Here is a 26,708-nt window from a genome sequence, read left to right on the forward strand (position 1 = left end):
TCATGGCAATCTGGAGAAACACGATGATCGCTGACATCATCAGTCCCCGCCTGATCTTGCGCCACCTGGATGCGGATTTTTTGCAGACCTGCCTGTACGGCGACCCAAGCGCCGCGGCTGAGCGGCTGGGTTGCCCGCTGCCCGCCGACTGGCTGGCGGAGCGGCCGCTGATGGCGATGCGGCTGCAGGACATGGCGGAAGACCCGGCTTACGCGCCGTGGTCGGTGCGCGCGATGCTGCGCCGCGACGATCTGGCCATGGTCGGCCACATCAATTTCCATACCATGCCCGGCCATCCGTACCTGAACGGCTATGGCGACGTGGAGCTGGGTTACACGGTTTACCCGGCTTTCCGCCGCCAGGGTTATGCCCGCGAGGCGCTGCTGGCGATGGCCGGCTGGGCGGTGGAGCAGGGCGGCGTGGCGCGGCTGGTGTTGTCGATCGAGCCGGGCAATCTGCCGTCGCACGCCCTGGCGGCGCAACTGGGCTTCGCCAAAGTGGGCCAGGTGCGCGACGAAGACGGTTGCGAGGATGTATTGACGGCGGATTGGCCGTTGTCTGGAGTGCTTGTTTGAAGCGGTTAGATGTGCCCAGGCTGGCGCTCGCCGGCCTGCCCCTGTTGTTTCTATTCCTGCTGGCGATGTTGCCGCTGCTTCGGCTGCTGGCCGAGGGCGGCCTGCAGTTCAGCCCCGGCCTGCTGAGAGATCCGTATCTGCGCTGGCGCCTGTTGTGGTCGCTGAGCCAGGCGGCCGCCAGCGCCTTGTTGTGCCTGCTGCTGGGCGCGCCGCTGGCCTGGCTGTTGGCGCGCTATCGTTTCGCCGGCCGCGGCCTGCTGCTGCGCCTGTTGATGCTGCCCTTCGTGATGCCGACGCTGGTGGCGGCGATGGGCGTGCTGGCGCTGTTCGGTCCGCAGGGGCTGTTCGGCGTCAATCTGCAGGACACGCCGTGGCTGCTGTTGTACGGCAATCTGTTCTTCAATCTGCCGCTGGTGGTGCGCGCCGGCTGTGATGGCTTCTCCCAGGTGCCGGCCAGCCGGCTGGCCGCCGCGCGCACGCTGGGCGCCACGCCGTGGCGGGCGTTCTGGCGGGTGGAATGGCCGGCGGCCTTGCCCTGGCTGTTGTCCAGCCTGTGCCTGGTCTTCCTGTATTGCTTCTCCGGTTTCGGGCTGGCGCTGATCCTGGGCGGCCAGCGCTACGCCACGCTGGAAGTGGAAATCTATACCCTGGTGGCCTACGAGCTGAACCTGGCCGACGCCGGCGCGCTGGCCTTGCTGGTGTTGGCGGTGTGCGGCGGCATCGCCGCGCTGTACGCTTGGCTGGCACGTCGGCTGGCGACGGCGGCTAGGATGGAGCCGCTGCCGTTGAAGCCGGTATCCAAACTGAGGGAAAAGCTGGCATTGTCCGCCGCGCTGGCAGCTTTGCTATTGTTTGCCGGCCTGCCGCTATTCGCCGTGCTGTGGCGCGGTCTGGCCGCCGCGTCCGGCTGGCTGGACTTATGGGGCGACGATGTCCGGCTGGCATTATGGAACAGCGCCCGCTTCACCGGCCTGACTGTGCTGGCCGCGGGCGCGCTGGGCCTGGCGCACGCTTGGGCCTGCGGTCGCAGCCTGGCCATGCGCGCGCTGATTTTTCTGCCTTTCGTCGCCTCGCCGGTGTGCGTGGCTTTCGGCCTGTTGCTGCTGTATCCGCAATGGACCGCCGCGCTGGCCTTGCTGCTGGCGGCTTATGCCTTGCTGGCTTATCCCTTCGTCGCCAAGGCGCTGCTGACCACGCTGGACGGCCAGCCGCCGCATTGGCGCGCCGCCGCGCGCAGCCTGGGCGCCAGTCCGTGGCGAGTGTTCCGTCGCGTGCAATGGCCGCTGTTGCAGCCAGCCTTGCGGCGCGGCCTGGCTTTTGCCGCCGCCACCGCGGTGGGCGAGTTCGCCGTCACCTTGTTTTTGTCGCGGCCGGAGTGGCTGACGCTGACCACGCTGATCTACCAGCGGCTGGGGCGGCCGGGGCAGGCCAATGCCGACGCGGCGATGCAGCTGTCCTGCCTGTTGATGCTGCTGGCGGTCATCGCTTTCTGGATCATCGAAACCGCCGGCGGCGCCGGCCATTGGGAGAACCGCCGTGCTGACGCTGCGAAACCTGAATAAACGCTTTGGCGCGCGCATCGTGGCCGACGAGGTGTCGCTGACGGTCGCCGCCGGCGAAACCCTGGCCCTGCTGGGCCCGTCCGGCTGCGGCAAAAGCACCTTGCTGAAGATGATCGCCGGTTTGGAGCGGCCGGATAGCGGCGAGCTGCGCTTTGACGGCGCGGATCTGGCCGTCTTGCCGCCTGAGCGGCGCGGCTTTGCCCTGATGTTTCAGGATTTCGCCCTGTTTCCGCACCTGGATGCGCTGGGCAATGTGATGTTCGGCCTGATCGAGCAGGGGGTGGCGAAGCGCGAGGCCGTCTGCCAGGCGCAGGACATGCTGTCGCGGGTGGGCTTGGCCGACCATGCCAAGCGCAAGGTGTGGACGCTGTCCGGCGGCGAGCAGCAGCGGGTGGCGCTGGCGCGGGCGCTGGCGACGCAGCCGCGGCTATTGTTGCTGGACGAGCCGTTCTCCAGCCTGGACGCCGATCTGCGCCGGACACTGCAGCGCGAATTCCGCAGCCTGCTGCGCGAGGCCGGCGTGCCGGTGATCATCGTCACGCATGATCGCGACGAAGCCTTTGCGCTGGCGGACCGGGTGGCGGTGTTCAAGGACGGCCGGCTGCTGCAGTGCGCGCCGCCGCGCCAGTTGCTGGCGGCGCCGGCCAATGCCTGGCTGGCCGGTTTTATCGGCTACGAAAATGTGCTGGACCATGCCGTGGTTCCGCCCCAGGCCATTTTATTGGGGACCGATCAGCCGCCGGCGCGCATCGTAGAGCTGGCCTGGCTGCCGGACGGCGCGCGGGTCAAGGTGGCGGTCCAGGCTGGAGAACTGGTGCTAAGCCTGTCCGCGCGCGAGGCCGCGCGCTGGCAGGACTCGCTTTTCGTCGGCGGCGAGATAGGCGTGGGCATAGACGAGGCGCGTCTGTTGCGATTGGACCATGCGGCGGCCTAATGGCGGCGGGGGCGCAAAGGCCCCCGCGCGGTCGGATCAGCGGCCGTAAGTGGCGGTGAGGCTGGCCTTGCCTAGCGCGTTGGCGTTCAGCATGAAGCCTACCAGCGCGCCGCTGGCGTTGGCGTCCACCGGCAGCTTGTCCACCTTGAGCGCCCAGACGGTGAATTGGTAGCGGTGGGGCTTGTCGCCAACCGGCGGGCAGGCGCCGCCGAAGCGCGATTCGCCATAGTCGGTGCGGCCCTGCACCGCGCCTTCCGGCAAGGTACCGCCCGTGCTGCCGGCGCCTTCCGCCAGCGCATGCGTGTCGGCGGGCAGATTCACCACGGTCCAGTGCCACCAGCCGCTGCCGGTGGGCGCGTCCGGGTCATAGGCCGTGATGGCGAAGCTCTTGGTTCCGGCCGGCGCGCCGCTCCACGACAGCTGCGGCGAGACGTTGCCGCCTTCGCAGCCGAATCCTTTATAGACCTGGCGCAAGCTCAGCGGCTTGCCGTCGGCGACGCTGCTGCTGGACAATTTGAAACCATCGGCCTGAGCGGCCAGCGGCAGCGCGAGCAGGCTGGCGATCAGCAGGGTATGGCGCATATCGATTCTCCTGTGGGTGGCGGACAAGTCGGATGGTAGGCGGGGCCGCGCCTTGGATCAGGCAGTTATCGTTTCTTCGCCGTGAGCGAAGCGGCGTAAATCGTCTCCGGCCAGCCGGTAGCGTATCCATTCGGCCTGCGGCTTGGCGCCTATGGACTGGTAGAAGTCTATCGCCGGCTGGTTCCAGTCCAGCACGCTCCATTCGAAGCGTCCGCAATCGTGTTCGCAAGCCAGTTGCGCCAGATATTTCAATAGCGCTTTGCCTGCGCCTGCGCCGCGCATTTCCGGCGTGATGTACAGGTCTTCCAGATACAGTCCGCTCTTGCCCAGCCAGGTGGAATAACTGAAGAAGTACACGGCAAAGCCGGCCAGCACGCCGTCAACATGGCACATCAGCGCTTGGGCCTTGGCTTTAGGACCGAACAGCGAGGCCTCGATGTCGGCGACGCTGGCCACCATTTCGCGCTCGGCGCGCTCGTAGATGGCCAGTTCGGTGATGAAACGATGGATGTCGGCCGAATCCTGCGGCCGGGCGGCGGTGATGCGGATGTTCAAGGCGGGCTCCCTGATAGTCGGTTGAGCAGTATGGCATGAAAAAAACCGCCCATCCAATAGGGATGGGCGGCTTCATGCGGGTCCTGGTGGTCAGCCAGCCAGCCAACTGCCCGGGTGGGCCTCCAGCCAGGTTTTGATGTTCTTGGCGTCGTGCACGCGCGCGGAGCTGGCGCCGGCATCCAGCAGCACGATGATCAGCGGCTGAGAACCGACGGTGGCCTGCAGCACCATGCAGCGGCCGGCTTCCTGGATGTAGCCGGTCTTTTGCACCGCGATGTCCCAGTCGCCTTCGCGCACCAGGGCATTGCTGTTCTTGTAGCGCAGCACGCGGTTGCGCGCCGAAACGATCTGGTGTTGTTCGGTGGTGGTGAATTCGCGGATCAGCGGGTAGTCGTCGGCGGCCTTGACCATCTTGGCCAGGTCGGCGGCGGTGGAGGTGTTGCGCACATCGAGGCCGGTCGGGTCATGGAAGATGGTTTCGGTCATACCCAGGCTGCGCGCCTTGCGGTTCATCCGCTCGACGAAGGCGGCGGTGCCGCCGGGGAAGGTGGTGCGCGCCAGCGTGGCGGCGGCGCGGTTTTCCGACGACATCAGCGCCAATAGCAGCATTTCCTTGCGGCTGAGCGTGGTGCCGACGGCCAGGCGGGAGGTGGTGTGCTTGACGCGGTCTATCTCCGCGTTGGATACCGTCACCTGCTCGTCCAGCGGCGCGCCGGAATCCAGCAGCACCATCGCCGTCATCAGCTTGCTGATCGACGCGATCGGCATCCTTTGATGAGTGTTCTTTTCGTAAAGGGTTTCACCTGTGCTGCCGTTGATGACCAGCACCGAACGGGAATTGAGCCGGGGGGCGCTGTAGCCGGACATCTCGCTGGCTACCATCACGCCGTGCGGCGGAGCCGCCATTACCGGAACGGACAACGCCGCCGATACCAGCAGACTTGCGATTTTCTTGATCATGCGTCACTCCGCTTATGTGAGCTTATTTTGGAGGAAACAGGACGGCATGCGGAGGGCATTGGCTGTTAAATGTCGCCAAGATGACGGCATCTTGCAAGCGGGCTGCCCGCAGGGTCCTGTCTGCATTTTAAACAATGTTGTCGTGCTGTGTAGGGCAAAAAAGCAATTCCGCAGTATGTTCCGGCCGGGGCGCCGCCGGTCTTCTTCCACAGGAGGTGTGAACCGCTCCGGACAAGCGTAAAATCATCGGCTTCGCCACCCGATCCGCCCCTCTTGCCATGCTGCTAACCTTTCCCGACAGTCCGTTTCAATTGAACCAGCCGTTTGCGCCGGCCGGCGACCAGCCCGCCGCCATCGCCCAACTGGTGGAGGGATTATCCGACGGCCTGTCCTACCAGACCCTGCTGGGGGTGACCGGTTCCGGCAAGACCTACACCATGGCCAACGTCATCGCCCAAACCGGGCGGCCGGCCATCATCATGGCGCACAACAAGACGCTGGCGGCGCAGTTGTACAGCGAGATGCGCGAGTTCTTTCCGCACAACGCGGTGGAGTATTTCGTCTCCTATTACGACTACTACCAGCCGGAAGCCTACGTGCCCAGCCGCGACCTGTTCATCGAGAAAGACTCCAGCATCAACGAGCACATCGAGCAGATGCGGCTGTCGGCCACCAAGTCGATATTGGAGCGGCCGGACTGCATCATCGTGGCGACGGTGTCGGCGATCTACGGTATCGGCGATCCGTCCGACTACCACCAGATGATCCTGCACCTGAAGGAAGGCGAGACCACGCCGCAGCGCGAAATGATCAGCCGGCTCACCACCATGCAGTACAGTCGCAACGATATCGACTTCGGCCGCGGCACCTTCCGCGTGCGCGGCGACGTGATCGACATCTATCCGGCGGAAAGCAGCGATACCGCGCTGCGCGTCAGCCTGTTTGACGACGAGGTGGAAACGCTGACGCTGTTCGATCCCTTGACCGGCGTCACCAAGCAGCGCGTCGGCCGCTTCACCGTGTTCCCGTCCAGCCACTACGTGACGCCGCGCGACACCGTGCTGCGCGCCTGCGAGCAGATCAAGGACGAGCTGCGCCACCGCATCGAGTGGTATCAGAAAGAGGGCAAGCTGGTGGAGGCGCAGCGCATCGAACAGCGCACCCGCTTCGACCTGGAAATGCTGTACGAGATGGGCTTCTGCAAGGGCATCGAAAACTATTCGCGCCACTTCTCTGGCCGCGGCCCCGGCGATCCGCCGCCGACGCTGATCGACTACCTGCCCAAGAACGCGCTGATGTTCATCGACGAAAGCCACGTCACCGTGCCGCAGGTGGGGGCGATGTACAAGGGCGACGCGGCGCGCAAGGCCAATCTGGTGGAATACGGCTTCCGCCTGCCCTCGGCTGCGGACAACCGGCCGTTGAAGTTCCATGAGTTCGAGAAACTGATGCCGCAGACCATCTTCGTCTCCGCCACGCCGGCGGTTTACGAGAAGGAGCATGCCGGCCAAGTGGTGGAGCAGGTGGTGCGGCCGACCGGCCTGGTGGATCCGGAAATCGAGATCCGCCCGGTGGCGACGCAAGTGGATGATCTGCTGTCCGAAATCCGCTTGCGCATGGAGCGCGGCGAGCGCGTGCTGGTCACCACGCTGACCAAGCGCATGGCCGAGCAATTGGCCGATTACTACACCGAGCACGGCATCAAGGTGCGCTATCTGCACAGCGACATCGACACCGTGGAGCGGGTGGAGATCATCCGCGACTTGCGCCTGGGCATGTTCGACGTGCTGATCGGCATCAACCTGCTGCGCGAAGGCCTCGACATTCCCGAGGTGAGCCTGGTGGCCATCTTGGACGCCGACAAGGAGGGCTTCCTGCGCAGCGAGCGCAGCCTGATCCAGACCATAGGCCGCGCCGCGCGCAATCTGCACGGCAGGGCATTGCTGTACGCCGACCGCATCACCGACTCCATGAAGCGGGCGATGGACGAGACCGAGCGCCGCCGCGCCAAGCAGATGGCTTTCAATGTCGAACACGGCATCACGCCCAAGGGGGTGGAGAAGAGGGTCAAGGACATCATCGATGGCGTTTACAGCGTCGAGGCCGAGCGCAAGAAGCTGGTGGATGAGGCCAAGGTGGCGATGATGGACGAGAAGACGCTGGCCAAGGAGATCAAGCGGCTGGAGAAGGACATGCTGGAGGCGGCGCGCAACCTGGAGTTCGAAAAGGCCGCGCGCATCCGCGACGAATTGAAGGAATTGAAGGAAAAAGCCTGGCTCAGCGATCTGTAAGCGTCAGGATGCCGCAAGCGATGCCCCGCGCCGGAATGACGCGGGGTATTTTTTAAGTTGTTTCCAGCAACTCCTGCGGCAGGGTGGCCAGTTCCGCGCGGAAGAAACTGCGCTCATTGCGGCGCAGCTCGGGCAGCAAGGCCAGCAGCCGCGCGGCATTGCCGCAGGCGGCGCGGCTCAGCCCCTGTTCCTGCGCCTGGAACCACAGCGTTTCCAGCAAAAGATTCGCCAGTTGCAGCGGCGCCAGCGGCAGCCGGCCCTGGTCATGCTCCTCCAGCGTCAATTCCGCCAAGGCCGACCAGTTGCCATAACCCTTGGCCGGCGAGAATGGGCAAGGACTGAGTTTCAGCGCCTTGCCTAACTGGGACGGCGGAAAGGGGCGGTTGGACTGGAAGGCCGCCAGCGAGGGGGGGATGGCGCCAGCGCAATTGCCGCGGGCGACGCGCAGCAGAAAAATGGTGTTCCAGGCCGAGCCATTGCCGCCGCCAAAGCGGTCGCAAATCCATTCCGACAAGCCCAGCCAGCGTATCGCTTGGCGCTGCATCGCCTCCGCCGGCAGCGCGCGCTCGCCGTCGATCAGCCGCTGCCGCCAGAACAGCCACAGGCACCAGCCGATATTGGCCGCCACATGCTGGGCGGAGTCTATCGAGTCGGCTTCGTAGGCGGCCTCCAACGCGCCGGCCAAGGCTTGCAGCGCGGCCTGCGCCCGCTGGGGCTGATTGTCGCTCAGCGCCGCCTGCTTGTGCAGCAGCGCGCTCAGGTTCAGGCACTCGAAACGGACCCGTGGGTTGTAGCGGAACACCGGCTGCAGTTCGGGAGACGCATGCAGCTGGGCCAGGCTGGCCTCGGCTGCGGCGGTTTCGCCGCGCGCATAGCCGTCCCAGGCCTCGGCGATGCGCGCCATCGCGGCGAAGGTGGGTTGGGCATTGGCGAAACGGCTTCCCGCCAGCGCGCTGCCCAGCCGTTTCAGCGCCACCCGGCTATCGTCCATTTGCGCGCTGCGGCGCCAGGCCAGGCTTTCCTTCATCAAGGCCAGCGCTTGCTGGAAATCGTTGTGCGCGCACGCGCTGGCGGCGTGAAAAGCGGCGGCGGTCTGGCGACCCGACTGCCGGCCCAGGCCATCGCGTTCGTCCCGGATCGCCTGCGTCAGCCGGCTCCAGTAATCAAGATCCTGCATCAGCTCGGCCAGCGGGTCGTCCGCGCTTGCTGTCGAGGCGGCGTGCAATCCCAAAAACTGCTCCAGCGCTTCGCGTCCTGCCGCTTGCCCTTGCAGCGTGAAACGCAGCCGTTGCCGCGTGCTTGCCGGCAGCCAGAACGGGCCGCGGCTGCGCCCGGCAGGATTCAGCAGCGCCACGGCCACGCGTCCCGGCGCTCCCCAACCCACTTCCACTCCCCAGCGGGCAAAGTCGGCGAAGGCGCGCGATACCAGCATGCGCAGTCCGCGCGTGGTCGGAAAACGCTGCCGCAAGGCGGCGGCCGGCAACGGGCCGTCTTCATGGACGCTGGCGTAATACAAACGGACCAGCAGCCATAGCGACTGGAAACGGGCCGGGGCGCCGACAGCGTGATATGGCGGGCTAAGCTCGAAAGATAGATCGGCGGTGGATGGCATCATCGCGGTTTCTAGTTACGGAGGTTACGGTAGGCGGCGTTTGCCAAGCAGGACGCCGCCCCTAGAATTCCTGTCACGGACATTTGCCGGTTTTTCTTTTTAAAACAATTTATTGCCGGCATGGCAGCGCCGGTCTCCGGCATTTGAACGTCAAGCAGGCGGCAAGTTCTCGCGCTGACAGGCATCGGGGTGATTTGCGGCTTAATTATCAATACTGATGGATGATGGAATGCACAAAATATTCAAGATGGGCGGTCGCTTGGCGGCATGGGTTCTGGCTTTGGTCTGGGCAGCGACGGCTGGCGCCGCGGATGGCAAGATGGCGTTGAAGCCGGTGCGCGGCGGCGTTTATGTGGCGGAAGACAGCTACTACACGCGGGAGAATTCGGTGGTGTACATCGGCAGCGCGAACGTGACGGTGGTGGGGGCGACCTGGACGCCGGATACCGCGCGCGAACTGGCGGAACAGATCCGCCGCGTGACCGATAAGCCGATCACCGAGGTGATCAACACCAATTACCATACCGATCGCGCCGGCGGCAACGCCTACTGGAAGAGCATAGGCGCGCGCATCGTGTCCACCCGGCTGACGGCGGACGAGATGCGCGCCGGCTGGGATGAGGTGGTCGCCTTCACCCGCCAAGGTTTTCCCGATTATCCGGCCTTGCCGCTGGTGTTGCCGGATCAGGTGTTTGCGGGCGACTTCTCCTTGCAAAACGACCGGGTGCGCGCGTTCTATCTGGGGCCGGCCCATACCAAAGACGGCATCTTTGTCTATTTTCCGCAAGAAAAAGTGCTTTATGGCAACTGCATCCTCAAGCCGGAGTTGGGCAATATGCGCTATGCCGACTTGGCGGAATACCCCAAAACGCTGGAAAAGCTCAAGGCACTGGATCTGGATGTCGACACCGTCATCGCCGGCCACCAGGATGCCGAACACGGTCCGGAGCTGATCGACCGCTATCTGGCGTTGCTGCACGCGGCGCAATGAAAAATCCCCGCGCAGGCGGGGATGACGCGATGGCTAGGCGCGGGTTTCGGCCCGCGCTGAACGCATCTGTCGGCTGCGGTAGCGCTGGGCCAGCATCGCGCACACCATCAGCTGGATCTGGTGGAACAGCATCAGCGGCAGCACGATGGCGCCGATCGCATGGCCGGCGAACAGCACCTTGGCCATCGGCACGCCGCTGGCCAGGCTTTTCTTGGAACCGCAGAACAAGATGGTGATCCGGTCTTCGCGGTTGAAGCCCAGCTTGCGGCCGGCCAGCGTGGTGATCGCCAGCAGCAGCCCCAGCAGCACGCCATTGACCGCCAGCAGCCCCGCCAGCGCGGCCGGCGGCGTCTGCCGCCATAGGCCGCTGATCACCGCGGCGCTGAAAGCGGTGTACACCACCATCAGAATCGATCCCTGGTCCACATACTTCAGCACCGCCTTGTGCTTGTCCACCCAGCCTCCTAGCCAGCGGCGGGCAATCTGGCCGGCCACGAAGGGCAGCAGCAACTGGTAGACGATGCCCAGCGCCGACCTCATGTTTTGACCGGCGCCGCCGTGATCGACGATCAACCAACCCACCAGCAGCGGGGTGAGGAAGATGCCCAGCAGATTGGACGCGGTGGCGCTGCAGATGGCCGCCGGCACATTGCCCTGCGCCATCGAGGTGAAGGCGATGGACGATTGCACGGTGGACGGCAGCATGCACAGATACAGCACGCCCAGATACAGCTCCGGCGTCACCAGCGGGGCCAGTGCCGGCTTGAGCAACAGGCCCAGCAAGGGAAACAGGGCGAAGGTGCAGGCCAGCACCGTCAAGTGCAGCCGCCAGTGTCCGGCGCCGGCCAGCACCGCTTCCCGCGACAGCTTGGCGCCGTGCAGAAAGAACAGCAGGCCGATGGCCAGGTTGGTGACGAGGTTGAAAATCTGCGCGGCCTCGCCGGAGCAGGGCAGCAGACTGGCCAGCGCGACGGTGGCGATCAGCGCCAGCGTGAAAGAATCCAGCAATTTGGGCATGTCGGTCCCGCAAGGTGTAACAGCAATGTCACTATTGAAACGCAGCTCAATTCAGAATACAAATGCATTTATATGATCAATTAATGACTTTAATTTATGAATTTCACCTTGCGACAATTGCGCGTGTTCCGGACAGTCGCCGAGCAAGGCGGTTTCAGCCGCGCCGGCGATGAACTGGGTTTGACCCAGCCTGCGGTCAGCCGCGCGGTCAGGGAGCTGGAAGAGACGCTGGCCGTGCGCCTGCTGGACCGCACCACGCGCGAAGTGGTGCTGACCGAGGCCGGACGCCGCTTGCTGCCCAAGCTGGCGCGCGCGCTGGACGCGCTGGACGAGGTGCTGGATGCGGCGCGCAAGGAGGGCGGGCAGGCCATGGGCACGGTCCATGTCGCCAGCAGTCCCACGCTGTCCGCCAGCCTGATGCCGGCCATCATCGCCGCCAGCCGCCAGCGCTATCCGCAGTTGAGCCTGCATCTGCAAGACCAGGTGCAGCGCCTCAATGTGGAAGCGGTAAAGAGCGGCGCGGTGGATTTTGGCCTGGTGGTGGAGCCGGAGCCTTCGGACGAGCTGGAGCAGGAAGTCATTCTGCAGGACGACTTCTGGCTGGTGTGCCGCCCCGATCATCACCTGGCCGCGCAAGCCGCCGCGACCTGGCGCCAACTCGATGGCGAAACGCTGGTGTTGCTGGATGGCAGCTCCGGCAGCCGGCCTTTGATCGATCAACTGCTGCAGAGGCATGGGATCCATTGCCCGGTGGCGCAGCAGCTGGGGCACTCGAACTCGGTGTTCCGCATGGTGGCGGCGGGCATAGGCATCAGCGTGTCGCCTGGCCTGGCGATGCCGTTTCCGGCCGGCTGCGATCTGCTGGCGCGGGCGCTGCTGCCGCGAGAGAGTCGCCGCATCGTGCTGATACGCCGCCGCAACCGCACGCTGTCGCCGGCGGCGGAAAGCCTGTGGCGGCTGGTGCTGGAGATGCGGGATGAATTACAGCATTTGACGAAAAGGGCGCTTGAGGAAGCCGATTAAGCGTGGCTGGCGCGATGGATTGTGCTCGGCGGACCGATGATTAATTAGATTGGCCGGCGGCTGCAATTAAAAATCTTCAGCAAATCGCTACGTTTAAAATGGCTTATTTACCGTGATATCCTGTTTAAAAAGCTGTTCATCGCGCAGTATTGCGCCATAGCCCAGTAAAGCGCACAAAGGCTTGTTAAATCAATGCAAAATCAGCGTGTAGAGTATTCGATTCTTTTTGTCTGCCATGGCAATATCTGCCGCTCGCCTACGGCGGAGGGCATCATGCGGGCCAAGCTGGCGCAGGCTGGCCTGTTGGGCAGGGTGCGGATAGACTCCGCCGGCACGCATGGCTATCACGTGGGTGAGCCGCCTGATGAGCGCAGCGCGCGGGCGGCGGCGCGACGCGGGTACGACTTGTCCGCGCTGCGCGCCCGCCAAGTGAGCGACGCCGACTTTGCCGGCTTTGATCTGATCCTGGCGGCCGACAAGCGCAATCTGGCGGACTTGCGTCGCCAATGTCCGGCCCATCTCCAGGACCGGTTGCATTTGATATTGGAACCGCTGGGCGAGGCGCGCGAGGTGCCGGATCCGTATTATGGCGGCAGCCAGGGATTCGAAGCCGTGTTGGACATGCTGGAGGCGGCCTGCGATGGCTGGCTGCGTCAACTGGCTCGGCGCGCCGATTGAACAGGACGAAGGGCTGACTGCGGCCGTCAACTGCTGCTAAGCTGACGGAAATACCTTTTCTCTTTAATAAGCCCGTGGCGGCGTTTCGCCGCAGGCGGACCATGTCGCAAGGTAAAATCATGGCCCTGACTTCGCGCGAGCGAGCGAACAAGACGCCGTTGGAGATCGTTCCCAGTCATAGCGCTGACGTGATCCTGCCGCGTCAGCCGACCAAGACGCCGCTGGCGAGCCAGACCATCGTCGTCATCGGTTCGTCCACCGGGGGCACCGAAGCCTTGCGTACCCTGTTGACTGCCTTGCCTGCCAATATGCCGCCGATTCTGGTGGCCCAGCATATGCCGGAAATGTTCACCCAGTCGTTTGCGCAGCGTCTGGATTCATTGTGCCGCTTGCGGGTGAAGGAGGCGGAAGACAATGAGCGCCTGCAGGCGGGGACGGTTTACATCGCCCCGGGGCATTCCCATCTGCTGATCAAGAACGCGCCGACGATAGGCTACAGCACTTCGCTGAACAATGGCCCGGCCGTCAATCGGCACCGGCCCTCGGTGGATGTGCTGTTTCGCTCCGCCGCCAATCTGGTGGGCAAACACGCCATCGGCATCATCCTGACCGGCATGGGGCGCGACGGCGCCAACGGCATGTTGGAGATGAAACAGGCCGGGGCCTGGAATATCGCGCAAGACGAAGCCAGTTGCGTCGTGTTTGGCATGCCGAAGGAGGCCATCGCGCTGGGCGCCGCGCATGAGGTGATGGCGCTGTCCGGCATTGCCCAGCGACTCATGGTGCTGGTGCATCAGCGCCAGCCGACGATATAGATAAACACATTGGATTCCATGAAGTATTTACCGATTTTAGTGGTCGAAGACGATGCCGACCTGCGCGAAGCCATCATCGACACCTTGATGCTGTCCGGATACCCGACCCTGGAAGCGGCGGATGGCGGCCAGGCCTTGCAGCGGCTGAAGCAGGAACCGGTAGGCTTGATCATTTCGGATGCCCAGATGGCGCCGATGGACGGCTATGCCCTGTTTGAAGAGGTCAAGAAGCATTACCCCGGCGTGCCCTTCATTCTGATGACGGCCTATGGCGTGATTGAACGGGCCATCGAACTATTGCGAGCCGGCGCCAGCCACTATCTGTTGAAGCCATTCGAACCGCAGAGCCTGCTGGCGGAGGTGGAGAAGCATCTGCTGGCCATGCCTGGCGACGAAGGCGGCGACGTGGTGGCGGAGTCCGCCGCCATGCGCCAGCTGTTCGCCTTGGCGGGACGGGTGGCGCAGAGCGACGCCAGCGTGATGATCAGCGGTCCCAGCGGCACCGGCAAGGAAGTATTGGCGCGTTATATCCATCGCTACTCTCGGCGCGCATCCGGCCCATTCGTCGCCGTCAACTGCGCGGCGATCCCGGATAATCTGCTGGAGTCCACGCTGTTTGGCCATGAGCGCGGCGCCTTTACCGGCGCGGCGCAGGCCTTGCCCGGCAAGTTCGAGCAGGCGCAGGGCGGCACCATTCTGTTGGACGAAGTCACCGAGATGCCGCTATCGCTGCAAGCCAAGCTGTTGCGGGTGCTGCAGGAGCGGGAGGTGGAGCGCATTGGCAGCACCCGCACCATCAAGCTGGACATCCGGGTGCTGGCCACCTCCAACCGCGATTTGCAGGCGGAAGTGGAAGCGGGGCGGTTTCGTGAGGACCTGTATTTTCGCTTGAATGTTTTTCCCTTGCGCATACCGGCATTGGCTGAGCGTCCGGACGATATCCTGCCTTTGGCACGATTCCTGCTTAAAAGACATGCAGAGGCCGCAGGACGGACATCTCTGGTGTTTTCCAGGGATGCGGAACGTCATTTGACGGCCTATAGTTGGGAGGGTAACATCCGCGAACTGGATAATGTCGTGCAGCGGGCGGTAATACTTGCCGCCGGGGCGGAAATTATTGCCGCTGATTTGTTGCTGGGCGATATTACGGGCGTGGGGCAGCTTACCCGGACGGCGTCCGATTTGGACGGTTCGGTGTCGGATGAAACCGACATGAAAACCCTTGAAAAACGCCATATTCTGGAAACATTGGGAGCTGTCGGCGGCGTGAAGAAGCTGGCGGCGGAAAAACTGGGCATCAGCGAGCGCACTTTGCGCTATAAATTGCAGCGTTACCGTGATGAGGATTCCGCTGCGGCTGGCCAGGATGTTCCGGAGGGAAATGGCACGGAGTAGCCATGTCAAACAATATCGACCAGTTGCTGGGCGAACTGAAAAGCGCTGCGGCGTTAGCGGGGGGCAAGCAGCCGCCGGCTGCGCAGCAGACGCCGCAAGTCGACTTTTCCGACGTGCTTAAGTCGACGATAGACCAAGTGAATTCGGCGCAGCAGACTTCGGAGGAAATGCAGAAGCAGTTTCAGCTGGGCGACAACAAGGAAGTCAATCTGCAGGATGTGATGATGTCGTTGCAGAAAGCCAGCCTGTCGTTCCAGACCATGGTTCAGGCGCGCAATAAACTTGTCAGCGCCTATCAGGAAATCATGAATACCCAAGTCTAACGCTGTCGGATCCACAGATTGGGCGGCGGTGGACCTCAACCTAATACCACCGTATGGCTGATCTGGCAGAAGAAAACGCAACTCCTGTTTGGCGCGCTCGTTTGAATGAAGCGGGAGACCGCTTCAAGGCCTTGCCAAGCAATAAAAAAATCCTGTTTCTGACGGCGTTGGCGGCCATTTTCGCCGTCGTCGTCGGCGCTGTCGTTCTCAATCGCACCCCCTCTTACAAGGTTTTGTTTTCCAATCTGGCTGATCGCGATGGCGGCCAGATTACGGCTGCGCTGCAGCAAATGAACATTCCGTATCAGTTGGGCGAGGGCGGCGCGATCTCTGTTCCTGCGGACAAGGTCTATGACGTCAGGCTTAGATTGGCAGCGCAGGGCTTGCCCAAGGCCAGCGGCGTCGGCTTCGAGTTGATGGACAACCAGAAGTTCGGCATCAGCCAGTTCGCCGAGCAGGTCAACTATCAGCGTTCGATCGAAGGCGAGCTGGCGCGCACCATCGAGGCGATTTCTTCGGTGCAGAGCGCCCGCGTCCACATCGCTACGCCCAAGCAGAGCGTATTCGTGCGGGAGCAGCAGGCGCCCACCGCCTCCGTGATGCTGGAGTTGTATCCGGGGCGCATGTTGGATGCTGGCCAAGTGGCCGGCATTCTGCACCTGGTGTCCAGCTCGGTGCCCAATTTGACCTTGAAGAACGTCACCATCGTCGATCAAGACGGCAATCTGTTGTCCAAGCAGCAGGGAGCGGATGAAAACTCCGGGTTGGACCAGCGTCAGTTGGGATTCGTGCGCCAGATCGAGGAAGGCTACGTCAAGCGCATCGAAGACATTCTGGAGCCGATATTCGGCAAGGGCAACGCGCGCGCCCAAGTGACGGCAAATGTCGATTTTTCCGAGATCGAGCAGACGTCCGAGACCTACCGTCCCAACTCCAGCCCCAACCCGTCGGCCACGCGCAGCCAGCAGATCAGCGAAAAGCTGGTCAATGGCTCCGCCCTTCCCAGCGGCGTGCCGGGCGCCTTGTCCAATCAGCCCCCATCTGCGGCGTCGGCGCCCATCACGCTGCCGCCGGGCGCGGCGCCGGGCACGGCCAATCTATCCGGCCAGAGCGTCAGCGCCAGCGGCACTTTGCAGCGCGACATCACCACCAATTACGAAGTGGACAAGACCATTCAGCACACCAAGGTGCCGACTGGCGTGGTCAAGCGGCTGTCCGCCGCGGTGGTGGTCAATTACCGGCGCATGCCGGACAAGAACGGCGAAATGAAACCGACGCCGTTGACGGCGCAGGAAGTGCAGCAGATCAACAATCTGGTCAAAGAGGCGATGGGCTACAACGCCAGCCGCGGCGATACGCTGAATGTCGCCAACGCCGCCTTCGCCGACAATGCCCAACCGGTTACCGTGCAGGAGCGGGTGGTCGATTATGTCACCGGCAACGGTACCAGCCTGATCAAGTATGGCTTGCTGGCGATAGCGCTGTTGTATCTGCTGTTTGGCGTGGTGCGTCCCATCATGCGCGATCTGGTCAAGCCGCCGCCGGCGCCGGGTGAAGCCGAGGGCGCTGCAGGCGCCAAAGGCGGTCGCTTGCTGGGCGTGGCGGGAGAAGAAGGCGAAGAGGGCGAGATGGCTGCCGGCATGGCTGGCAGCGGTGCGCCGGAAGATCCGCGCGAAGCGCAGCGGCGCCAGTACAGCACCAATCTGGAGGCGGTGCGCGAGATCGTGAAGTCCGATCCGCGCATGGCGGCTCAGATCATCAAGGAATGGATCAGCTCCGATGAGTGATAACGGCATTCGCAAAAGCGCCATCCTGCTGTTCAGCCTGGGGCAGGCCGAGGCGGTCGAGGTATTCAAGTACCTGGGGCCGAAAGAGGTGCAGAAGATTTCACTGGCCATGGCGGCGATCAACAACCTCAGCTATGAGCAGATCGACGACGTGGTGGAGCAGTTCCGGCAGGAGTGCCAGGCCCGCGCCAGCATCGGCGCTTCCGACGAATATCTGCGCAATGTGCTGGTGGAAGCGCTGGGGCCGGACAAAGCGGCCAACCTGCTGGACAAGATCATGCAGGGCAACGATCACAGCGGCATCGAAAGCCTGAAATGGATGGACCCGTCCTCCGCCGCCGATTTGATCCGCCACGAACACCCGCAGATCATCGCCACGATTCTGGTGCATCTGGAGCCGGACTTGTCCAGTTCCATCCTGTCGTTCTTCCCGGAGCGCATGCGCAACGAGGTGCTGATCCGCACCGCCACCCTGGAGGGGGTGCAGCCGCAGGCGCTGCGCGAGCTGAACGACGTGCTTACCCAGCTGTTGTCCGGTTCGGACCGCATCAAGAAGAGCGCGTCCGGCGGCGTGGGGCTCACTGCCGAAATCCTCAACTTCATGGGCGGCAATGTCGAGGCCTCCGCCCTTGGCTATATCCGCGAATACGATCCGGAGCTGGCGCAACGGATTCAGGACAAGATGTTCGTGTTCGAAAACCTGCTCGATGTCGACGATCGCTCGATCCAGACCATTCTGCGCGAGGTGCAGTCCGATTCGCTGGTGATCGCCTTGAAGGGCACCAGCAACGAGCTGAAGGAAAAGATCTTCCGCAATATGTCGCAGCGCGCGGCGGAAATGTTGCGCGACGACCTGGAGTCCAAGGGACCGGTCAAGCTGTCCGAGGTCGAGGCCGAGCAGAAGGAAATCCTCAAGGTGGTGCGCAAGCTCGCCGACGACGGCCAGATCGTGCTAGGCAGCAAGGGCGGTGATGAAGGCCTCGTCGAATAATCCCATCATTCCCGGCGAAGAGCTGGAAAGCTGGAGCAGCTGGAGTCCAGCCTCGCTGGATGGGTTCACCCAGGCGCTGTCTCCGGCCCAGCTGGTGGCGATGGCGCAGATGCGCAAGCCCGGGCCCAGTCTGGCGGAGCGGATCGCGGCCAGCGAGGCCGAGTCTGCGGCGCCAGTGCCGCTGGCGGAGGCCGAGGCCATGGCCGAGCAGGCTGAAATGGCGGAGGACGCGGCGCCGGAAGACGAGCCGGCCTTGAGCTATCCGACTGCGGCCGAGCTGGAGGCCATTCATCAGGAAGCCTGGCAAGCCGGGCATGATGCGGGGCTGGAAGCTGGCCGCGCCGAGGGTTTCGAGCAGGGCATGCAAGCCGGGCGCGAGCAGGGCGCTGCCGAGGCGCGGGCCGAGCTGCAGCCCAGGCTGGATGAGGCCTGGCAGTCCCTGCAGTCGATGGCGGGCAGTTTTTCCGCGGAGCTGGCGCGCGTCGAGCAAGAGCTGGCGCAGGATGTGCTGCGATTGGCCTGGCAACTGGCGCAGAAGCTGATGCAGCAGCAGTTGCTGCAGGACAAGCAGGCTTTGCTGCCCTTATTGCAATCGGCCCTGGCGGACTTGCCGTCCACGCTTGCCACGGCCCGCTTGCGCGTCAATCCCGCCGATGTGGAAGCGGCGCGCGAGTTCTTGCAGCAGGAAACGCCGGAGACGGCTTGGCAGTGGATAGAAGATCCGGCGATCACGCGCGGCGGCTGCGTTATCGATACCGCGTCGGCGCGCTTGGACATGAGCGTCGAAACCCGCCTGGCTGCCTTGAGCCGGGCCTTAGGGCTGGAGGCGGGAGATGAGCAGCGGTCTGCTTGAGCGGCAACGCGCCTGGCTGGACGCCTGCGGCGAGGCTGCGGCCTCGGCCTCGTTGTGGCAGCCTTGCGGCAGGCTGGTGCGCGTCACCGGCATGGTGATGGAAGCGGTGGGCATCAAGTTGCCGGTCGGCAGCGCCTGCCGGGTGGTGCTGGCCGACGATCAGGCGGTCGAGGCCGAGGTGGTTGGCTTTGCCGGCGACAAAGTGTTTCTGATGCCTTTGACCAATGTCCACGGCTTGCTGCCGGGCACGCCGGTGTTGCCATTGGCTTCGCATGCGCCGCCGATGTACGGGCATGCTCGCGGCGCCGCGCGCGCCGATCTCTCCGTCGGCCGCCAGGTGCCGGTAGGCCTCAGTCTGCTGGGCCGCGTGCTGGATTCCCTGGGGCGGCCGCTGGACGGCTTGGGTCCCATCCATCCCGATGCCTGGTTCCCCCTTTACAGCCAACCGATCAACCCGCTGGACCGCACCCCGGTGCATGATGTGCTGGATGTCGGCGTGCGCGCCATCAACGGCCTGTTGACCGTGGGGCGGGGCCAGCGTCTGGGCTTGTTCGCCGGCTCGGGCGTCGGCAAATCGGTCCTGCTGGGCATGATGGCCCGCTTTACCAAGGCCGACGTGGTGGTGGTGGGCCTGATCGGCGAACGGGGCCGCGAGGTGAAGGACTTCATCGACAACATCCTGGGCGACGAAGGGCGGGCGCGCTCGGTGGTGGTGGCGGCCCCGGCCGACATGCCGCCCTTGATGCGGCTGCATGGCGCGGCCTACGCCACCGCGCTGGCCGAGTATTTCCGCGCCCAGGGCCTGGACGTGCTGCTGCTGATGGATTCGGTCACCCGTTACGCGATGGCGCAGCGCGAGATCGCCCTGGCCATTGGCGAGCCGCCGGTGACCAAGGGCTATCCGCCGTCCGTGTTCGCCCGCTTGCCGCAATTGATCGAGCGCGCCGGCAATGGCGAGGAAGGCGGCGGTTCGATCACCGGCTTCTATACCGTGCTGTCCGAGGGCGACGATCAGCAGGATCCGATCGCCGACTCGGCGCGCGCCATCCTCGATGGCCACTTCGTGCTGTCGCGCGATCTGGCCGAGGCAGGGCATTATCCCGCCATCGACATCGAGCAATCGATCAGCCGGGTGATGGTCGACATCGTGCCGCAGCAGCAAATGGATATGGCGCGTCATTTCAAGCAATTGTATTCGCGCTATCGGCGCAATCGCGATCTGATCAGCGTGGGCGCCTATGTCGCCGGCTCCGATCCGGTGCTGGACGATGCGATGCGCCGCCATTTGCCCATGGTGGGTTTCCTGACCCAGCCTATGCATGAATCGCACGACTACGCCTCCTGCTGCGAGCAATTGGCGAGCGTGCTGGCCTGAGGTTGATCCATGGCGGAAAGCAAGTATCTGCTGCTGGTGAGGCTGGCCGACGAAAGGCAGCAGTCGGCGGCGGAGCGGATGAGCCTGGCGCAGAACAGCCTCAATCAGGCTCACATGCGGCTGACGCAGTTGGACGATTTCCGCAATGAATATCGCCAGCGGCTGGTGGCGGGCGGCAGCAAGGGCATGACGGTGATCCAGTATCAGGATTTCCATCGCTTCCTGTCCCGACTGGATGAAGCCATGATCCAGCAGCGGCAGGATGTGGATCGCTGCACCCAGCGCTTCATGCTGGAGCGGCAAGCTTGGCAACATGAATACAAAAAATTCAAGGCCTACGAAAAGCTGCTGCAGCGCGAGCGCGAGCGCGAGGCGCAACTGGAGGCCAAGCGCGAACAAAGGCGCACCGACGAGTTTGCTACTCGGCAATTCTGGGATAAGACGCACGGTGAGGATGTCTGATCTGGCACGCTCCTTGCTTTGAGCGAGTGGCTAATACTCAGTCGAGGCTTGATCATGACCATCATCGTCACTACGCCAGTTGCCAATGCCGGCGGCGCGTCCGGCCCGGGCGGTTCTTCCGCCGCTGCAGGAGGGGGCGCCGAGGGAGCGGCCGGCAATCTGTTCGCCAGCCTGCTGGGCGTGCAGATGAGCGCGATCGGCAGCCTGTTGCCGGGGCTGGGAGATGGCGGCACCGGGGCGGACAAGCCTGGCGATGACAAGCCCAATGACTCGTCCGGCGACGCTTCTGCGCAAGCCGCGCTGGCCATGCCTCTGCTGGCTGCCTTGCAGCTGCAACAGGCGCCAGTGACATCCACGCAGCAGCCGACTCAACAGACACAAGACAAGGCGCCGGTGCAGGACTTGTTGGCGCAACCGTCTGCCACTCATTTGCCGATGCAGGATCTGCAGGCTCAGCAAGCTGCCCCCAAGGTAGATCCCACATTGCTGCTGCCCGTCGGCAAGCAGGGTTTCAACTGGCAGAGCAGCCAGCAAAAATTGCCGGACCCGGATCAGACGGTCGCGCAATTCTTGCCGCTGCAGCAATTGCAGCAGCCGCAGCAAAGCAATCAAGCGCAGGCGGCCAGCGCCAATATGCCGCAGCTGGCCTTGCCGCAGACGCTGAACGATCCCAATTGGGGCAAAGCGCTGGGGGAGCAAGTGCTGAGTATGGTCAGCCTGAAAATGGACAAGGCGCAGATTCAGTTGAACCCGCCGCAGATGGGGCCGATTGAGATCACCTTGAAGATGAACGGCACGGATCAGGCGCAAGTTTTGTTCACCGCGGCCGTGCCCGCGACCCGCGAAGCTTTGGAAAACAATATGCACCGCCTCAGTTCCATGCTGTCCTCAAGCGGCATCCAACTGACCGATTCCCAGGTTTCCAGCGGCAATTCCGGCCAGCAGCAACAGGCATTCCAGCAGAAGCGCGGCCGCCAGGATGCGAGTCTGCCTGAGGTGGATGGTGTGGACGCCCTGGCCTCGATCAAGGCCGCGCGCGGCATACTCAGTATATTTGCCTGACCGTATTTGATTACGACACTGTTCATCCGTCCGAGAAAACTGGAAAATATGGGGGGGAAATCGTTTAAGATTTCACTAGGCACTCCATAAAAGAACAGGTCATAACATATGTCGGACGAAAAAAAGGCGGATAAGGCGGAAAAAAAGGCAGGAGGCGGCGGCAACAAGCTGATGCTGATCGTCATCGTGCTGCTGATTCTGCTATTGGTCGCGGTGGGCGGGTTGGCCGCGTATATGTTCACCAGCATGGGCAAGCCGCAGGCTGGGGCGCAGACTGAGCAGGTCAAGGAAAAACCGAAGAAAAAACACGAAGGTCCGCCGATTTTCGAAAAACTGGACACTTTCGTGGTGAATCTGGCCGGCAATGACGGTAGCCTGCTGCAGGTTGACATGCAGGCGGAGCTGGGCGACGAAGAGGCCAAGAAGAAATTCACCGACTATGCGCCCAAGATCCGCAGCGCGGTCATTTTGCTCTTGTCGTCCAAAACCGCCGCTGAGGTCAGCACCGCCGATGGCAAGGTCAAGCTCAAGGCGCAGGTCAAGCAGATCATCAACGAGGCGATGGACGCGGGCGAGGATCCCGTCGTCGACAGCGTCCTCTTCACTTCCTTCATCATTCAGAAGCAGTAAGCGCCATGGGCGACGATATCCTGTCCCAGGAAGAGGTAGACGCGCTATTACGAGGCGTCTCCGGCGAGGATGACGATGATGAGGGTAGCCAGGATGCCGCAGGCGTCCGCGGCTACGACATTGGTCGGCAGGAGCGCATTGTCCGCGGCCGCATGCCGACGCTTGAAATCATCAACGAGCGTTTTGCCCGCAATCTGCGCATCGGCCTGTTCAACTTCATCCGCCGCAACGCGGAAATCTCCGTGGGGCCGGTGCGGGTGCAGAAATACAGCGAATTCATCCGCAACCTGGTGGTGCCGACCAACCTGAATCTGGTGCATGTCAAGCCGCTGCGCGGCACGGGCCTCTTGATCTTCGATCCGGACCTGGTGTTCCTGATCGTGGACAACCTGTTCGGCAGCGACGGCCGCTACCACGTGCGGGTGGAGGGGCGGGATTTCACGCCGACGGAGCAGCGCATCATCCACCGTCTGCTGGAGGTGGTGTTTGCGGAGTGCCAGAAGGCCTGGGAGCCGGTGCATCCGATCGAGTTTGTCTATCTGCGCTCGGAAATGAACACCCAGTTCGCCAATATCGCCACCCCGACCGAGGTGGTCGTGGCGATGACCTTCCATATCGAGCTGGGCGCGGGCGGCGGGGATTTCCACATCTGTTTGCCGTACTCCATGGTGGAGCCGATCCGCGATCTGCTTTCCAGCACGATGCAAGCGGACCGCACCGAAGTGGATAACCGCTGGGTCAACCTGATGACGCATCAGGTGCAGGCGGCCGAGGTGGAGCTGGTGGCCACGCTGGCCCAATCCAAGGTGACCCTGGGGCAGATTCTGAACCTGAAGGCGGGGGATGTGGTGATGGTGGAGATTCCGGAGCGGGTGGAGGCCGATGTATCTGGCATTCCGGTGTTCGAAGCCAGTTACGGCACGGTACAGGGCCGCTATGCCTTGAAAGTGGAAAAGATTTTGGCGGGAGCGAACGAGTTCTTGGAGCTGCCGGGAGATAAAGAGCAATGAGCGAAGAAGAGCTGCAGGGCGGCGCGGCGGGCGCCGAGGAAGAAGTTTCGATGGACGACTGGGCCGCCGCGATGGCGGAGCAGGAGGTGGCGGACAGCCAGCCGGCGGAAGCGCCGGAGGCGGTGCCGGCGCAAGGTTTGTTCCAGGAGTTGGGCACGGCGGCCGCGGCCAGCGGCACGCAGCAGAATCTGGACATGATTCTGGACATCCCGGTGCAGCTGACCGTGGAGCTGGGCCGCACCAAGATCGCCATCCGCAACCTGTTGCAGCTGGCGCAGGGCTCGGTGGTGGAGCTGGACGGGATGGCGGGCGAGCCGATGGACGTTCTGGTCAATGGCTGCCTGATTGCCCAGGGCGAGGTGGTGGTGGTCAACGACAAGTTCGGTATTCGCCTGACCGACATCATTACGCCGGCCGAGCGCATTCGCCGCTTGCAGAAATGAGGATCATGCCGAATCCTTCGCGCGCCTTGCTTGGCGCATCCGGTTTGGCGTGGTCGGCGCTGGCGCTGGCGGCGCAAGTGCCGGCTCAGCCTGCGCCATCGCCTTTTGCCAGCCTGTTGCAGGTGATTCTGGGCCTGGCGGTGGTGCTGAGCGCCATCGTCGGCGTGGCCTGGCTGTTCAAGCGCTTGTCCGGCGGCATGCTGGGGGGCACGGGCAGGGTCCGCGTGGTCGGCGGCGCCATGATAGGCCAGAAGGAAAGGGTGGTGATCGTCGAGTTGGAGGGGGAATGGCTGGTGCTGGGCGTGACGCCGCAGCAGGTCAATCTGCTGAGCAAGATGCCCAGGCCGGAAGGCGCCGATCAGCCCCAAGTAGAACCGGCGGAGCCGTTCGCCCGCTGGTTGAAGGCCGCGTTGGACAAGAGCCGCGGCGGGCAGGGGCAGCGGGACAAATCATGAAGAAAAAGTTGGTGATCGCCCTGCTGTCAGGCGGGGCTTTGTTGTTGCCCTTGCTGGCCGACGCGGCGGCGGGGCTGCCGCTGATGACGAGTTCGCCGGCGGCGGGCGGCGGGCAGAATTACTCGCTCAGCCTGCAGATGCTGTTGTTCATGACGGCGCTGACCTTCATCCCGGCCATGCTGCTGATGATGACAGCCTTCACCCGGATCGTGATCGTGCTGTCGCTGCTGCGGCAGGCGCTGGGCACCACCCAGGCGCCGCCCAACCAGGTGATTGTCGGTTTGGCGCTGTTTCTGACGCTGTTCGTCATGGGGCCGACTTTCGACCAGGTCTACAGCAAGGCCTGGGTGCCGTTTTCCGATGACAAGATCAGCTTCAACCAGGCGCTGGATGAAGCCAGCAAACCGATGAAGGCTTTCATGCTGCGCCAGACCCGGGAGAAGGATCTGTCCTTCTTTATCGAGATTTCGCAGTCGGAAAAGCCGCAGTCCAAGGAAGACGTGTCGATGAAGACGCTGGTGCCGGCCTTCGCCATCAGCGAGCTGAAAACCGCGTTCCAGATCGGCTTCATGGTTTTCATCCCCTTCATGATCATCGACCTGGTTGTCGCCAGCATCCTGATGGCGATGGGCATGATGATGGTGTCGCCGGTGACCATCTCCTTGCCGTTCAAGATGATGCTGTTTGTGCTGGTGGATGGCTGGACCCTGCTGATGGGCTCGCTGGTGCAGAGCTTTTACACGGGATGACGATGCCGCTGGAAGCGCTGTCGGCGGCTGATCTGCCGGCGTGTCATGCCTTGTTCCAGGCCAGCGTCCGCGCCTTGGCCGTAACGGTTTACACTGAAGAACAGTGCGCGGCCTGGGCGCCTGAGCGGGGCTGGGATGAGGAGGTCGCGCAGGTCTGGCAGCGTCGGCTGGGCGATGCCTGGTCGTGCAAGGCGCTGGCGGCGGACGGCCGCCTGGCAGGATTCGCCTGGCTGAGGCGGAACGGCGAGTTCGACATGCTGTATGTCGCGCCGTGGGCCGCCCGGCGCGGCTTGGGCGGCCGCATGATTGTCGAACTGGAGCGCCAGGCCGCGGCGGCGGGCGTCAACGCGTATTACGTTTGGGCCAGCCATGCGTCCCGTCCGGTGTTCGAGCGGGCGGCTTATCGGCTGCTGCGTCCTAACCGGATCATCCGGCAAGGCGTGGCGATAGACAATTGGCTGCTGGCCAAGGGCGGCTGGCGGGAGGAGGAGTCATGAGTCCTGAATTGGTCATCAGCATCATGCAGAATGCGCTGTACATTCTGATCATCGTATCGGCGCCGGTCTTGTTGACTTCTCTGCTGGTGGGCCTGCTGATCAGCATTCTGCAGGCGGCTACCCAGATCAATGAAATGACGCTGACTTTCATTCCCAAGCTGCTGGCGATGTTTCTGGTGCTGGTGCTGGCCGGACCGTGGATGCTGAACACCTTGATGGAGTACATCACCCGACTGTTCCAGAGCATACCGAATGTGATTGGCTGATGCTGGCGCTGAGCGATGTAGAGATCAACGCCTGGGTCAGTGTCTTTGTCTGGCCCTTCGCGCGCATCGTCGGTTTGTTCCTGACGGAGCCCATCTTCGCCTATCGCGGCGTGCCGCGGACCTTCAAGGCGGGCTTCGCATTGATGCTGACCGTTTTGCTGGCGCCCTTGTTGCCGCCCTTGCCAGCGGTGCCTTTGGTGTCGGCTGAGGGCATCGCCATCCTGCTGCAGCAACTGCTGATCGGTCTGGCTATGGGCTTTGTGATGCGCCTCGTGATCACCTCAGTGGAGATAGCCGGTTTCATCATCGGCGCGCAAACCGGCCTGGGCTTCGCCATGTTCTTCGACCCCGTTCACGCGGCCCAGGTGCCGGTGGTGTCGCAGATGCTGTCCTTGTTCACGTTTTTCCTGTTTTTATCGTTCGATGGCCACCATGTGGTGCTGCACACCCTGGTGGAAAGCTTCCGCGTGCTGCCTATCGGGATGGGGATGCCGGCTCAGGGCATCAAGGCTTTGGCGCTGTGGGGCGCCCATATGGTGGAGTGGGGCATCCGCCTGACCATGCCGGTGATCGGCGCGCTGCTGATCACCAACCTGGCCATCGGCGTGATGACCCGCGCCGCGCCGCAGTTCAACATCTTCACCTTTGGCTTCCCGCTGACCATCATGATTGGTTTCGGCACGCTCTATTTGACGCTGCCGATGATGGTGCCGGTGATCGAACAGATGTATCGGGCCGGCTTTGAAATGATGCTCAGGATGCTGCAGGCCAAATAGGCCCCATCTCGTAGACGGCGGCCGCTTCTGTTAAAATGG

At 63.3% G+C, this 26,708-nt stretch carries 29 protein-coding genes; 24 read left to right on the forward strand and 5 right to left on the reverse strand.

Features of this window, described 5'->3' with window-relative positions; translation table 11 throughout:
* Window positions 1–23: 23 nt before the first annotated feature.
* Genes QUG01_RS11425 through QUG01_RS11435 form a run of 3 tightly spaced genes read left to right on the forward strand, consistent with a single transcriptional unit; the run spans window position 24 to window position 3,071 of the window.
* Entirely contained in the window at window positions 24–575 is a 552-nt protein-coding gene (locus QUG01_RS11425; protein WP_500830255.1) for a GNAT family N-acetyltransferase, read from the forward strand.
* Window positions 536–2,137, forward strand: coding sequence for an ABC transporter permease (locus tag QUG01_RS11430; protein ID WP_500830303.1), 1,602 nt, complete (start codon window positions 536–538; stop codon window positions 2,135–2,137). Before QUG01_RS11425 ends, QUG01_RS11430 begins: the two co-directional genes overlap by 40 nt.
* Complete coding sequence (locus QUG01_RS11435) at window positions 2,112–3,071, forward strand: ABC transporter ATP-binding protein (RefSeq protein WP_500830256.1); 960 nt, start codon at window positions 2,112–2,114, stop codon at window positions 3,069–3,071. Before QUG01_RS11430 ends, QUG01_RS11435 begins: the two co-directional genes overlap by 26 nt.
* A 36-nt stretch (window positions 3,072–3,107) precedes the next feature.
* Here the strand turns inward: QUG01_RS11435 and QUG01_RS11440 are convergent, their stop codons facing one another.
* The 3 genes from QUG01_RS11440 to QUG01_RS11450 form a co-directional block, all read right to left on the reverse strand.
* Window positions 3,108–3,653 (reverse strand): kinase inhibitor, encoded by a 546-nt coding sequence (locus QUG01_RS11440; protein WP_500830257.1) that lies wholly within the window; start codon window positions 3,651–3,653, stop codon window positions 3,108–3,110.
* Between the two features lie 57 nt (window positions 3,654–3,710).
* Complete coding sequence (locus QUG01_RS11445) at window positions 3,711–4,208, reverse strand: GNAT family N-acetyltransferase (protein ID WP_500830258.1); 498 nt, start codon at window positions 4,206–4,208, stop codon at window positions 3,711–3,713.
* A 90-nt stretch (window positions 4,209–4,298) separates the two neighbouring features.
* The gene (locus tag QUG01_RS11450) at window positions 4,299–5,168 is read right to left on the reverse strand and encodes a serine hydrolase (RefSeq protein ID WP_500830259.1); all 870 of its coding nucleotides are present in this window, start codon (window positions 5,166–5,168) and stop codon (window positions 4,299–4,301) included.
* A gap of 278 nt (window positions 5,169–5,446) precedes the next feature.
* Here QUG01_RS11450 and uvrB point away from each other — a divergent pair, with 278 nt between their 5' ends.
* Window positions 5,447–7,459 carry an excinuclease ABC subunit UvrB gene (gene uvrB / locus QUG01_RS11455; RefSeq protein ID WP_500830260.1) on the forward strand — a complete coding sequence of 671 codons (2,013 nt, stop codon included), beginning with the start codon at window positions 5,447–5,449 and terminating at the stop codon, window positions 7,457–7,459.
* Between the two features lie 52 nt (window positions 7,460–7,511).
* On the opposite strand, the gene QUG01_RS11460 is transcribed toward uvrB, so the two are convergent.
* Complete coding sequence (locus QUG01_RS11460; RefSeq protein ID WP_500830261.1) at window positions 7,512–9,074, reverse strand: hypothetical protein; 1,563 nt, start codon at window positions 9,072–9,074, stop codon at window positions 7,512–7,514.
* 226 nt (window positions 9,075–9,300) lie between these two features.
* Between QUG01_RS11460 and bla the strand changes: the two genes are divergently transcribed.
* Window positions 9,301–10,062, forward strand: a complete 762-nt coding sequence (bla, locus tag QUG01_RS11465; RefSeq protein WP_500830262.1) for a subclass B2 metallo-beta-lactamase — start codon at window positions 9,301–9,303, stop codon at window positions 10,060–10,062.
* Window positions 10,063–10,095: 33 nt separating this feature from the next.
* Here bla and QUG01_RS11470 read toward each other — a convergent pair whose 3' ends face one another.
* Window positions 10,096–11,079, reverse strand: coding sequence for a bile acid:sodium symporter family protein (locus tag QUG01_RS11470; RefSeq protein ID WP_500830263.1), 984 nt, complete (start codon window positions 11,077–11,079; stop codon window positions 10,096–10,098).
* Between the two features lie 96 nt (window positions 11,080–11,175).
* On the opposite strand from QUG01_RS11470, the gene QUG01_RS11475 reads away from it, so the two are divergent.
* The 19 genes from QUG01_RS11475 to fliR all read left to right on the forward strand — a co-directional run bounded on the left by QUG01_RS11475 (window position 11,176) and on the right by fliR (window position 26,669).
* A complete protein-coding gene (locus tag QUG01_RS11475) occupies window positions 11,176–12,102 on the forward strand; it encodes a LysR family transcriptional regulator (protein ID WP_500830264.1) in 927 nt (308 codons plus the stop codon).
* Between the two features lie 273 nt (window positions 12,103–12,375).
* Window positions 12,376–12,780 carry a low molecular weight protein-tyrosine-phosphatase gene (locus tag QUG01_RS11480; RefSeq protein ID WP_500830265.1) on the forward strand — a complete coding sequence of 135 codons (405 nt, stop codon included), beginning with the start codon at window positions 12,376–12,378 and terminating at the stop codon, window positions 12,778–12,780.
* Window positions 12,781–12,899: 119 nt separating this feature from the next.
* Complete coding sequence (locus tag QUG01_RS11485) at window positions 12,900–13,595, forward strand: chemotaxis protein CheB (RefSeq protein ID WP_500830266.1); 696 nt, start codon at window positions 12,900–12,902, stop codon at window positions 13,593–13,595.
* 18 nt (window positions 13,596–13,613) lie between these two features.
* The gene (locus tag QUG01_RS11490; RefSeq protein WP_500830267.1) at window positions 13,614–14,990 is read left to right on the forward strand and encodes a sigma-54-dependent transcriptional regulator; all 1,377 of its coding nucleotides are present in this window, start codon (window positions 13,614–13,616) and stop codon (window positions 14,988–14,990) included.
* A gap of 2 nt (window positions 14,991–14,992) precedes the next feature.
* Window positions 14,993–15,313, forward strand: coding sequence for a flagellar hook-basal body complex protein FliE (fliE, locus tag QUG01_RS11495; RefSeq protein WP_500830268.1), 321 nt, complete (start codon window positions 14,993–14,995; stop codon window positions 15,311–15,313).
* A 167-nt stretch (window positions 15,314–15,480) separates the two neighbouring features.
* On the forward strand, window positions 15,481–17,100 hold the full coding sequence (gene fliF, locus QUG01_RS11500; protein WP_500830304.1) for a flagellar basal-body MS-ring/collar protein FliF: 1,620 nt from the start codon (window positions 15,481–15,483) through the stop codon (window positions 17,098–17,100).
* Window positions 17,093–18,091, forward strand: a complete 999-nt coding sequence (gene fliG / locus QUG01_RS11505; RefSeq protein WP_103321952.1) for a flagellar motor switch protein FliG — start codon at window positions 17,093–17,095, stop codon at window positions 18,089–18,091. Before fliF ends, fliG begins: the two co-directional genes overlap by 8 nt.
* Window positions 18,072–18,944, forward strand: coding sequence for a FliH/SctL family protein (locus tag QUG01_RS11510; RefSeq protein ID WP_500830269.1), 873 nt, complete (start codon window positions 18,072–18,074; stop codon window positions 18,942–18,944). Before fliG ends, QUG01_RS11510 begins: the two co-directional genes overlap by 20 nt.
* A complete protein-coding gene (gene fliI / locus QUG01_RS11515) occupies window positions 18,925–20,319 on the forward strand; it encodes a flagellar protein export ATPase FliI (RefSeq protein WP_500830270.1) in 1,395 nt (464 codons plus the stop codon). The genes QUG01_RS11510 and fliI overlap by 20 nt, the downstream gene beginning before the upstream one ends.
* Window positions 20,320–20,328: 9 nt before the next feature.
* Window positions 20,329–20,781 (forward strand): flagellar export protein FliJ, encoded by a 453-nt coding sequence (gene fliJ / locus QUG01_RS11520; protein WP_500830271.1) that lies wholly within the window; start codon window positions 20,329–20,331, stop codon window positions 20,779–20,781.
* Between the two features lie 54 nt (window positions 20,782–20,835).
* Window positions 20,836–21,843: a flagellar hook-length control protein FliK gene (locus QUG01_RS11525; RefSeq protein ID WP_500830272.1), complete on the forward strand. Its 1,008-nt coding sequence runs from the start codon at window positions 20,836–20,838 to the stop codon at window positions 21,841–21,843.
* Window positions 21,844–21,951: 108 nt separating this feature from the next.
* Window positions 21,952–22,473, forward strand: coding sequence for a flagellar basal body-associated FliL family protein (locus QUG01_RS11530; RefSeq protein ID WP_043628505.1), 522 nt, complete (start codon window positions 21,952–21,954; stop codon window positions 22,471–22,473).
* A 5-nt stretch (window positions 22,474–22,478) separates the two neighbouring features.
* Window positions 22,479–23,483, forward strand: coding sequence for a flagellar motor switch protein FliM (gene fliM, locus QUG01_RS11535; protein WP_500830273.1), 1,005 nt, complete (start codon window positions 22,479–22,481; stop codon window positions 23,481–23,483).
* Complete coding sequence (gene fliN / locus QUG01_RS11540; protein ID WP_233163861.1) at window positions 23,480–23,926, forward strand: flagellar motor switch protein FliN; 447 nt, start codon at window positions 23,480–23,482, stop codon at window positions 23,924–23,926. Before fliM ends, fliN begins: the two co-directional genes overlap by 4 nt.
* 5 nt (window positions 23,927–23,931) lie before the next feature.
* Window positions 23,932–24,381 carry a flagellar biosynthetic protein FliO gene (fliO, locus tag QUG01_RS11545; protein WP_500830274.1) on the forward strand — a complete coding sequence of 150 codons (450 nt, stop codon included), beginning with the start codon at window positions 23,932–23,934 and terminating at the stop codon, window positions 24,379–24,381.
* Window positions 24,378–25,130 (forward strand): flagellar type III secretion system pore protein FliP, encoded by a 753-nt coding sequence (gene fliP, locus QUG01_RS11550; RefSeq protein WP_500830275.1) that lies wholly within the window; start codon window positions 24,378–24,380, stop codon window positions 25,128–25,130. Before fliO ends, fliP begins: the two co-directional genes overlap by 4 nt.
* Entirely contained in the window at window positions 25,127–25,627 is a 501-nt protein-coding gene (locus tag QUG01_RS11555; RefSeq protein ID WP_500830276.1) for a GNAT family N-acetyltransferase, read from the forward strand. Before fliP ends, QUG01_RS11555 begins: the two co-directional genes overlap by 4 nt.
* Window positions 25,624–25,893 (forward strand): flagellar biosynthesis protein FliQ, encoded by a 270-nt coding sequence (gene fliQ, locus QUG01_RS11560; RefSeq protein ID WP_043628515.1) that lies wholly within the window; start codon window positions 25,624–25,626, stop codon window positions 25,891–25,893. Before QUG01_RS11555 ends, fliQ begins: the two co-directional genes overlap by 4 nt.
* Window positions 25,893–26,669 carry a flagellar biosynthetic protein FliR gene (gene fliR, locus QUG01_RS11565; RefSeq protein WP_103321943.1) on the forward strand — a complete coding sequence of 259 codons (777 nt, stop codon included), beginning with the start codon at window positions 25,893–25,895 and terminating at the stop codon, window positions 26,667–26,669. Before fliQ ends, fliR begins: the two co-directional genes overlap by 1 nt.
* The last annotated feature ends 39 nt before the right edge of the window (window positions 26,670–26,708 follow it).

This window comes from Chromobacterium sp. CCUG 76385, assembly GCF_059916625.1.

Excerpts from the sequence above, each read along its gene's own strand:
- QUG01_RS11425 (WP_500830255.1), top strand. The coding sequence starts at position 24 with ATGATCGCTGACATCATCAGTCCCCGCCTGATCTTGCGCCACCTGGAT.
- QUG01_RS11440 (WP_500830257.1), bottom strand. The coding sequence starts at position 3,653 with ATGCGCCATACCCTGCTGATCGCCAGCCTGCTCGCGCTGCCGCTGGCC.
- QUG01_RS11450 (WP_500830259.1), bottom strand. The coding sequence starts at position 5,168 with ATGATCAAGAAAATCGCAAGTCTGCTGGTATCGGCGGCGTTGTCCGTT.
- uvrB (WP_500830260.1), top strand. The coding sequence starts at position 5,447 with ATGCTGCTAACCTTTCCCGACAGTCCGTTTCAATTGAACCAGCCGTTT.
- QUG01_RS11460 (WP_500830261.1), bottom strand. The coding sequence starts at position 9,074 with ATGATGCCATCCACCGCCGATCTATCTTTCGAGCTTAGCCCGCCATAT.
- bla (WP_500830262.1), top strand. The coding sequence starts at position 9,301 with ATGCACAAAATATTCAAGATGGGCGGTCGCTTGGCGGCATGGGTTCTG.
- QUG01_RS11470 (WP_500830263.1), bottom strand. The coding sequence starts at position 11,079 with ATGCCCAAATTGCTGGATTCTTTCACGCTGGCGCTGATCGCCACCGTC.
- QUG01_RS11475 (WP_500830264.1), top strand. The coding sequence starts at position 11,176 with ATGAATTTCACCTTGCGACAATTGCGCGTGTTCCGGACAGTCGCCGAG.
- QUG01_RS11480 (WP_500830265.1), top strand. The coding sequence starts at position 12,376 with ATGCGGGCCAAGCTGGCGCAGGCTGGCCTGTTGGGCAGGGTGCGGATA.
- QUG01_RS11485 (WP_500830266.1), top strand. The coding sequence starts at position 12,900 with ATGGCCCTGACTTCGCGCGAGCGAGCGAACAAGACGCCGTTGGAGATC.
- QUG01_RS11490 (WP_500830267.1), top strand. The coding sequence starts at position 13,614 with ATGAAGTATTTACCGATTTTAGTGGTCGAAGACGATGCCGACCTGCGC.
- fliE (WP_500830268.1), top strand. The coding sequence starts at position 14,993 with ATGTCAAACAATATCGACCAGTTGCTGGGCGAACTGAAAAGCGCTGCG.
- fliG (WP_103321952.1), top strand. The coding sequence starts at position 17,093 with ATGAGTGATAACGGCATTCGCAAAAGCGCCATCCTGCTGTTCAGCCTG.
- QUG01_RS11510 (WP_500830269.1), top strand. The coding sequence starts at position 18,072 with ATGAAGGCCTCGTCGAATAATCCCATCATTCCCGGCGAAGAGCTGGAA.
- fliI (WP_500830270.1), top strand. The coding sequence starts at position 18,925 with ATGAGCAGCGGTCTGCTTGAGCGGCAACGCGCCTGGCTGGACGCCTGC.
- fliJ (WP_500830271.1), top strand. The coding sequence starts at position 20,329 with ATGGCGGAAAGCAAGTATCTGCTGCTGGTGAGGCTGGCCGACGAAAGG.
- QUG01_RS11525 (WP_500830272.1), top strand. The coding sequence starts at position 20,836 with ATGACCATCATCGTCACTACGCCAGTTGCCAATGCCGGCGGCGCGTCC.
- QUG01_RS11530 (WP_043628505.1), top strand. The coding sequence starts at position 21,952 with ATGTCGGACGAAAAAAAGGCGGATAAGGCGGAAAAAAAGGCAGGAGGC.
- fliM (WP_500830273.1), top strand. The coding sequence starts at position 22,479 with ATGGGCGACGATATCCTGTCCCAGGAAGAGGTAGACGCGCTATTACGA.
- fliN (WP_233163861.1), top strand. The coding sequence starts at position 23,480 with ATGAGCGAAGAAGAGCTGCAGGGCGGCGCGGCGGGCGCCGAGGAAGAA.
- fliO (WP_500830274.1), top strand. The coding sequence starts at position 23,932 with ATGCCGAATCCTTCGCGCGCCTTGCTTGGCGCATCCGGTTTGGCGTGG.
- fliP (WP_500830275.1), top strand. The coding sequence starts at position 24,378 with ATGAAGAAAAAGTTGGTGATCGCCCTGCTGTCAGGCGGGGCTTTGTTG.
- QUG01_RS11555 (WP_500830276.1), top strand. The coding sequence starts at position 25,127 with ATGACGATGCCGCTGGAAGCGCTGTCGGCGGCTGATCTGCCGGCGTGT.
- fliQ (WP_043628515.1), top strand. The coding sequence starts at position 25,624 with ATGAGTCCTGAATTGGTCATCAGCATCATGCAGAATGCGCTGTACATT.
- fliR (WP_103321943.1), top strand. The coding sequence starts at position 25,893 with ATGCTGGCGCTGAGCGATGTAGAGATCAACGCCTGGGTCAGTGTCTTT.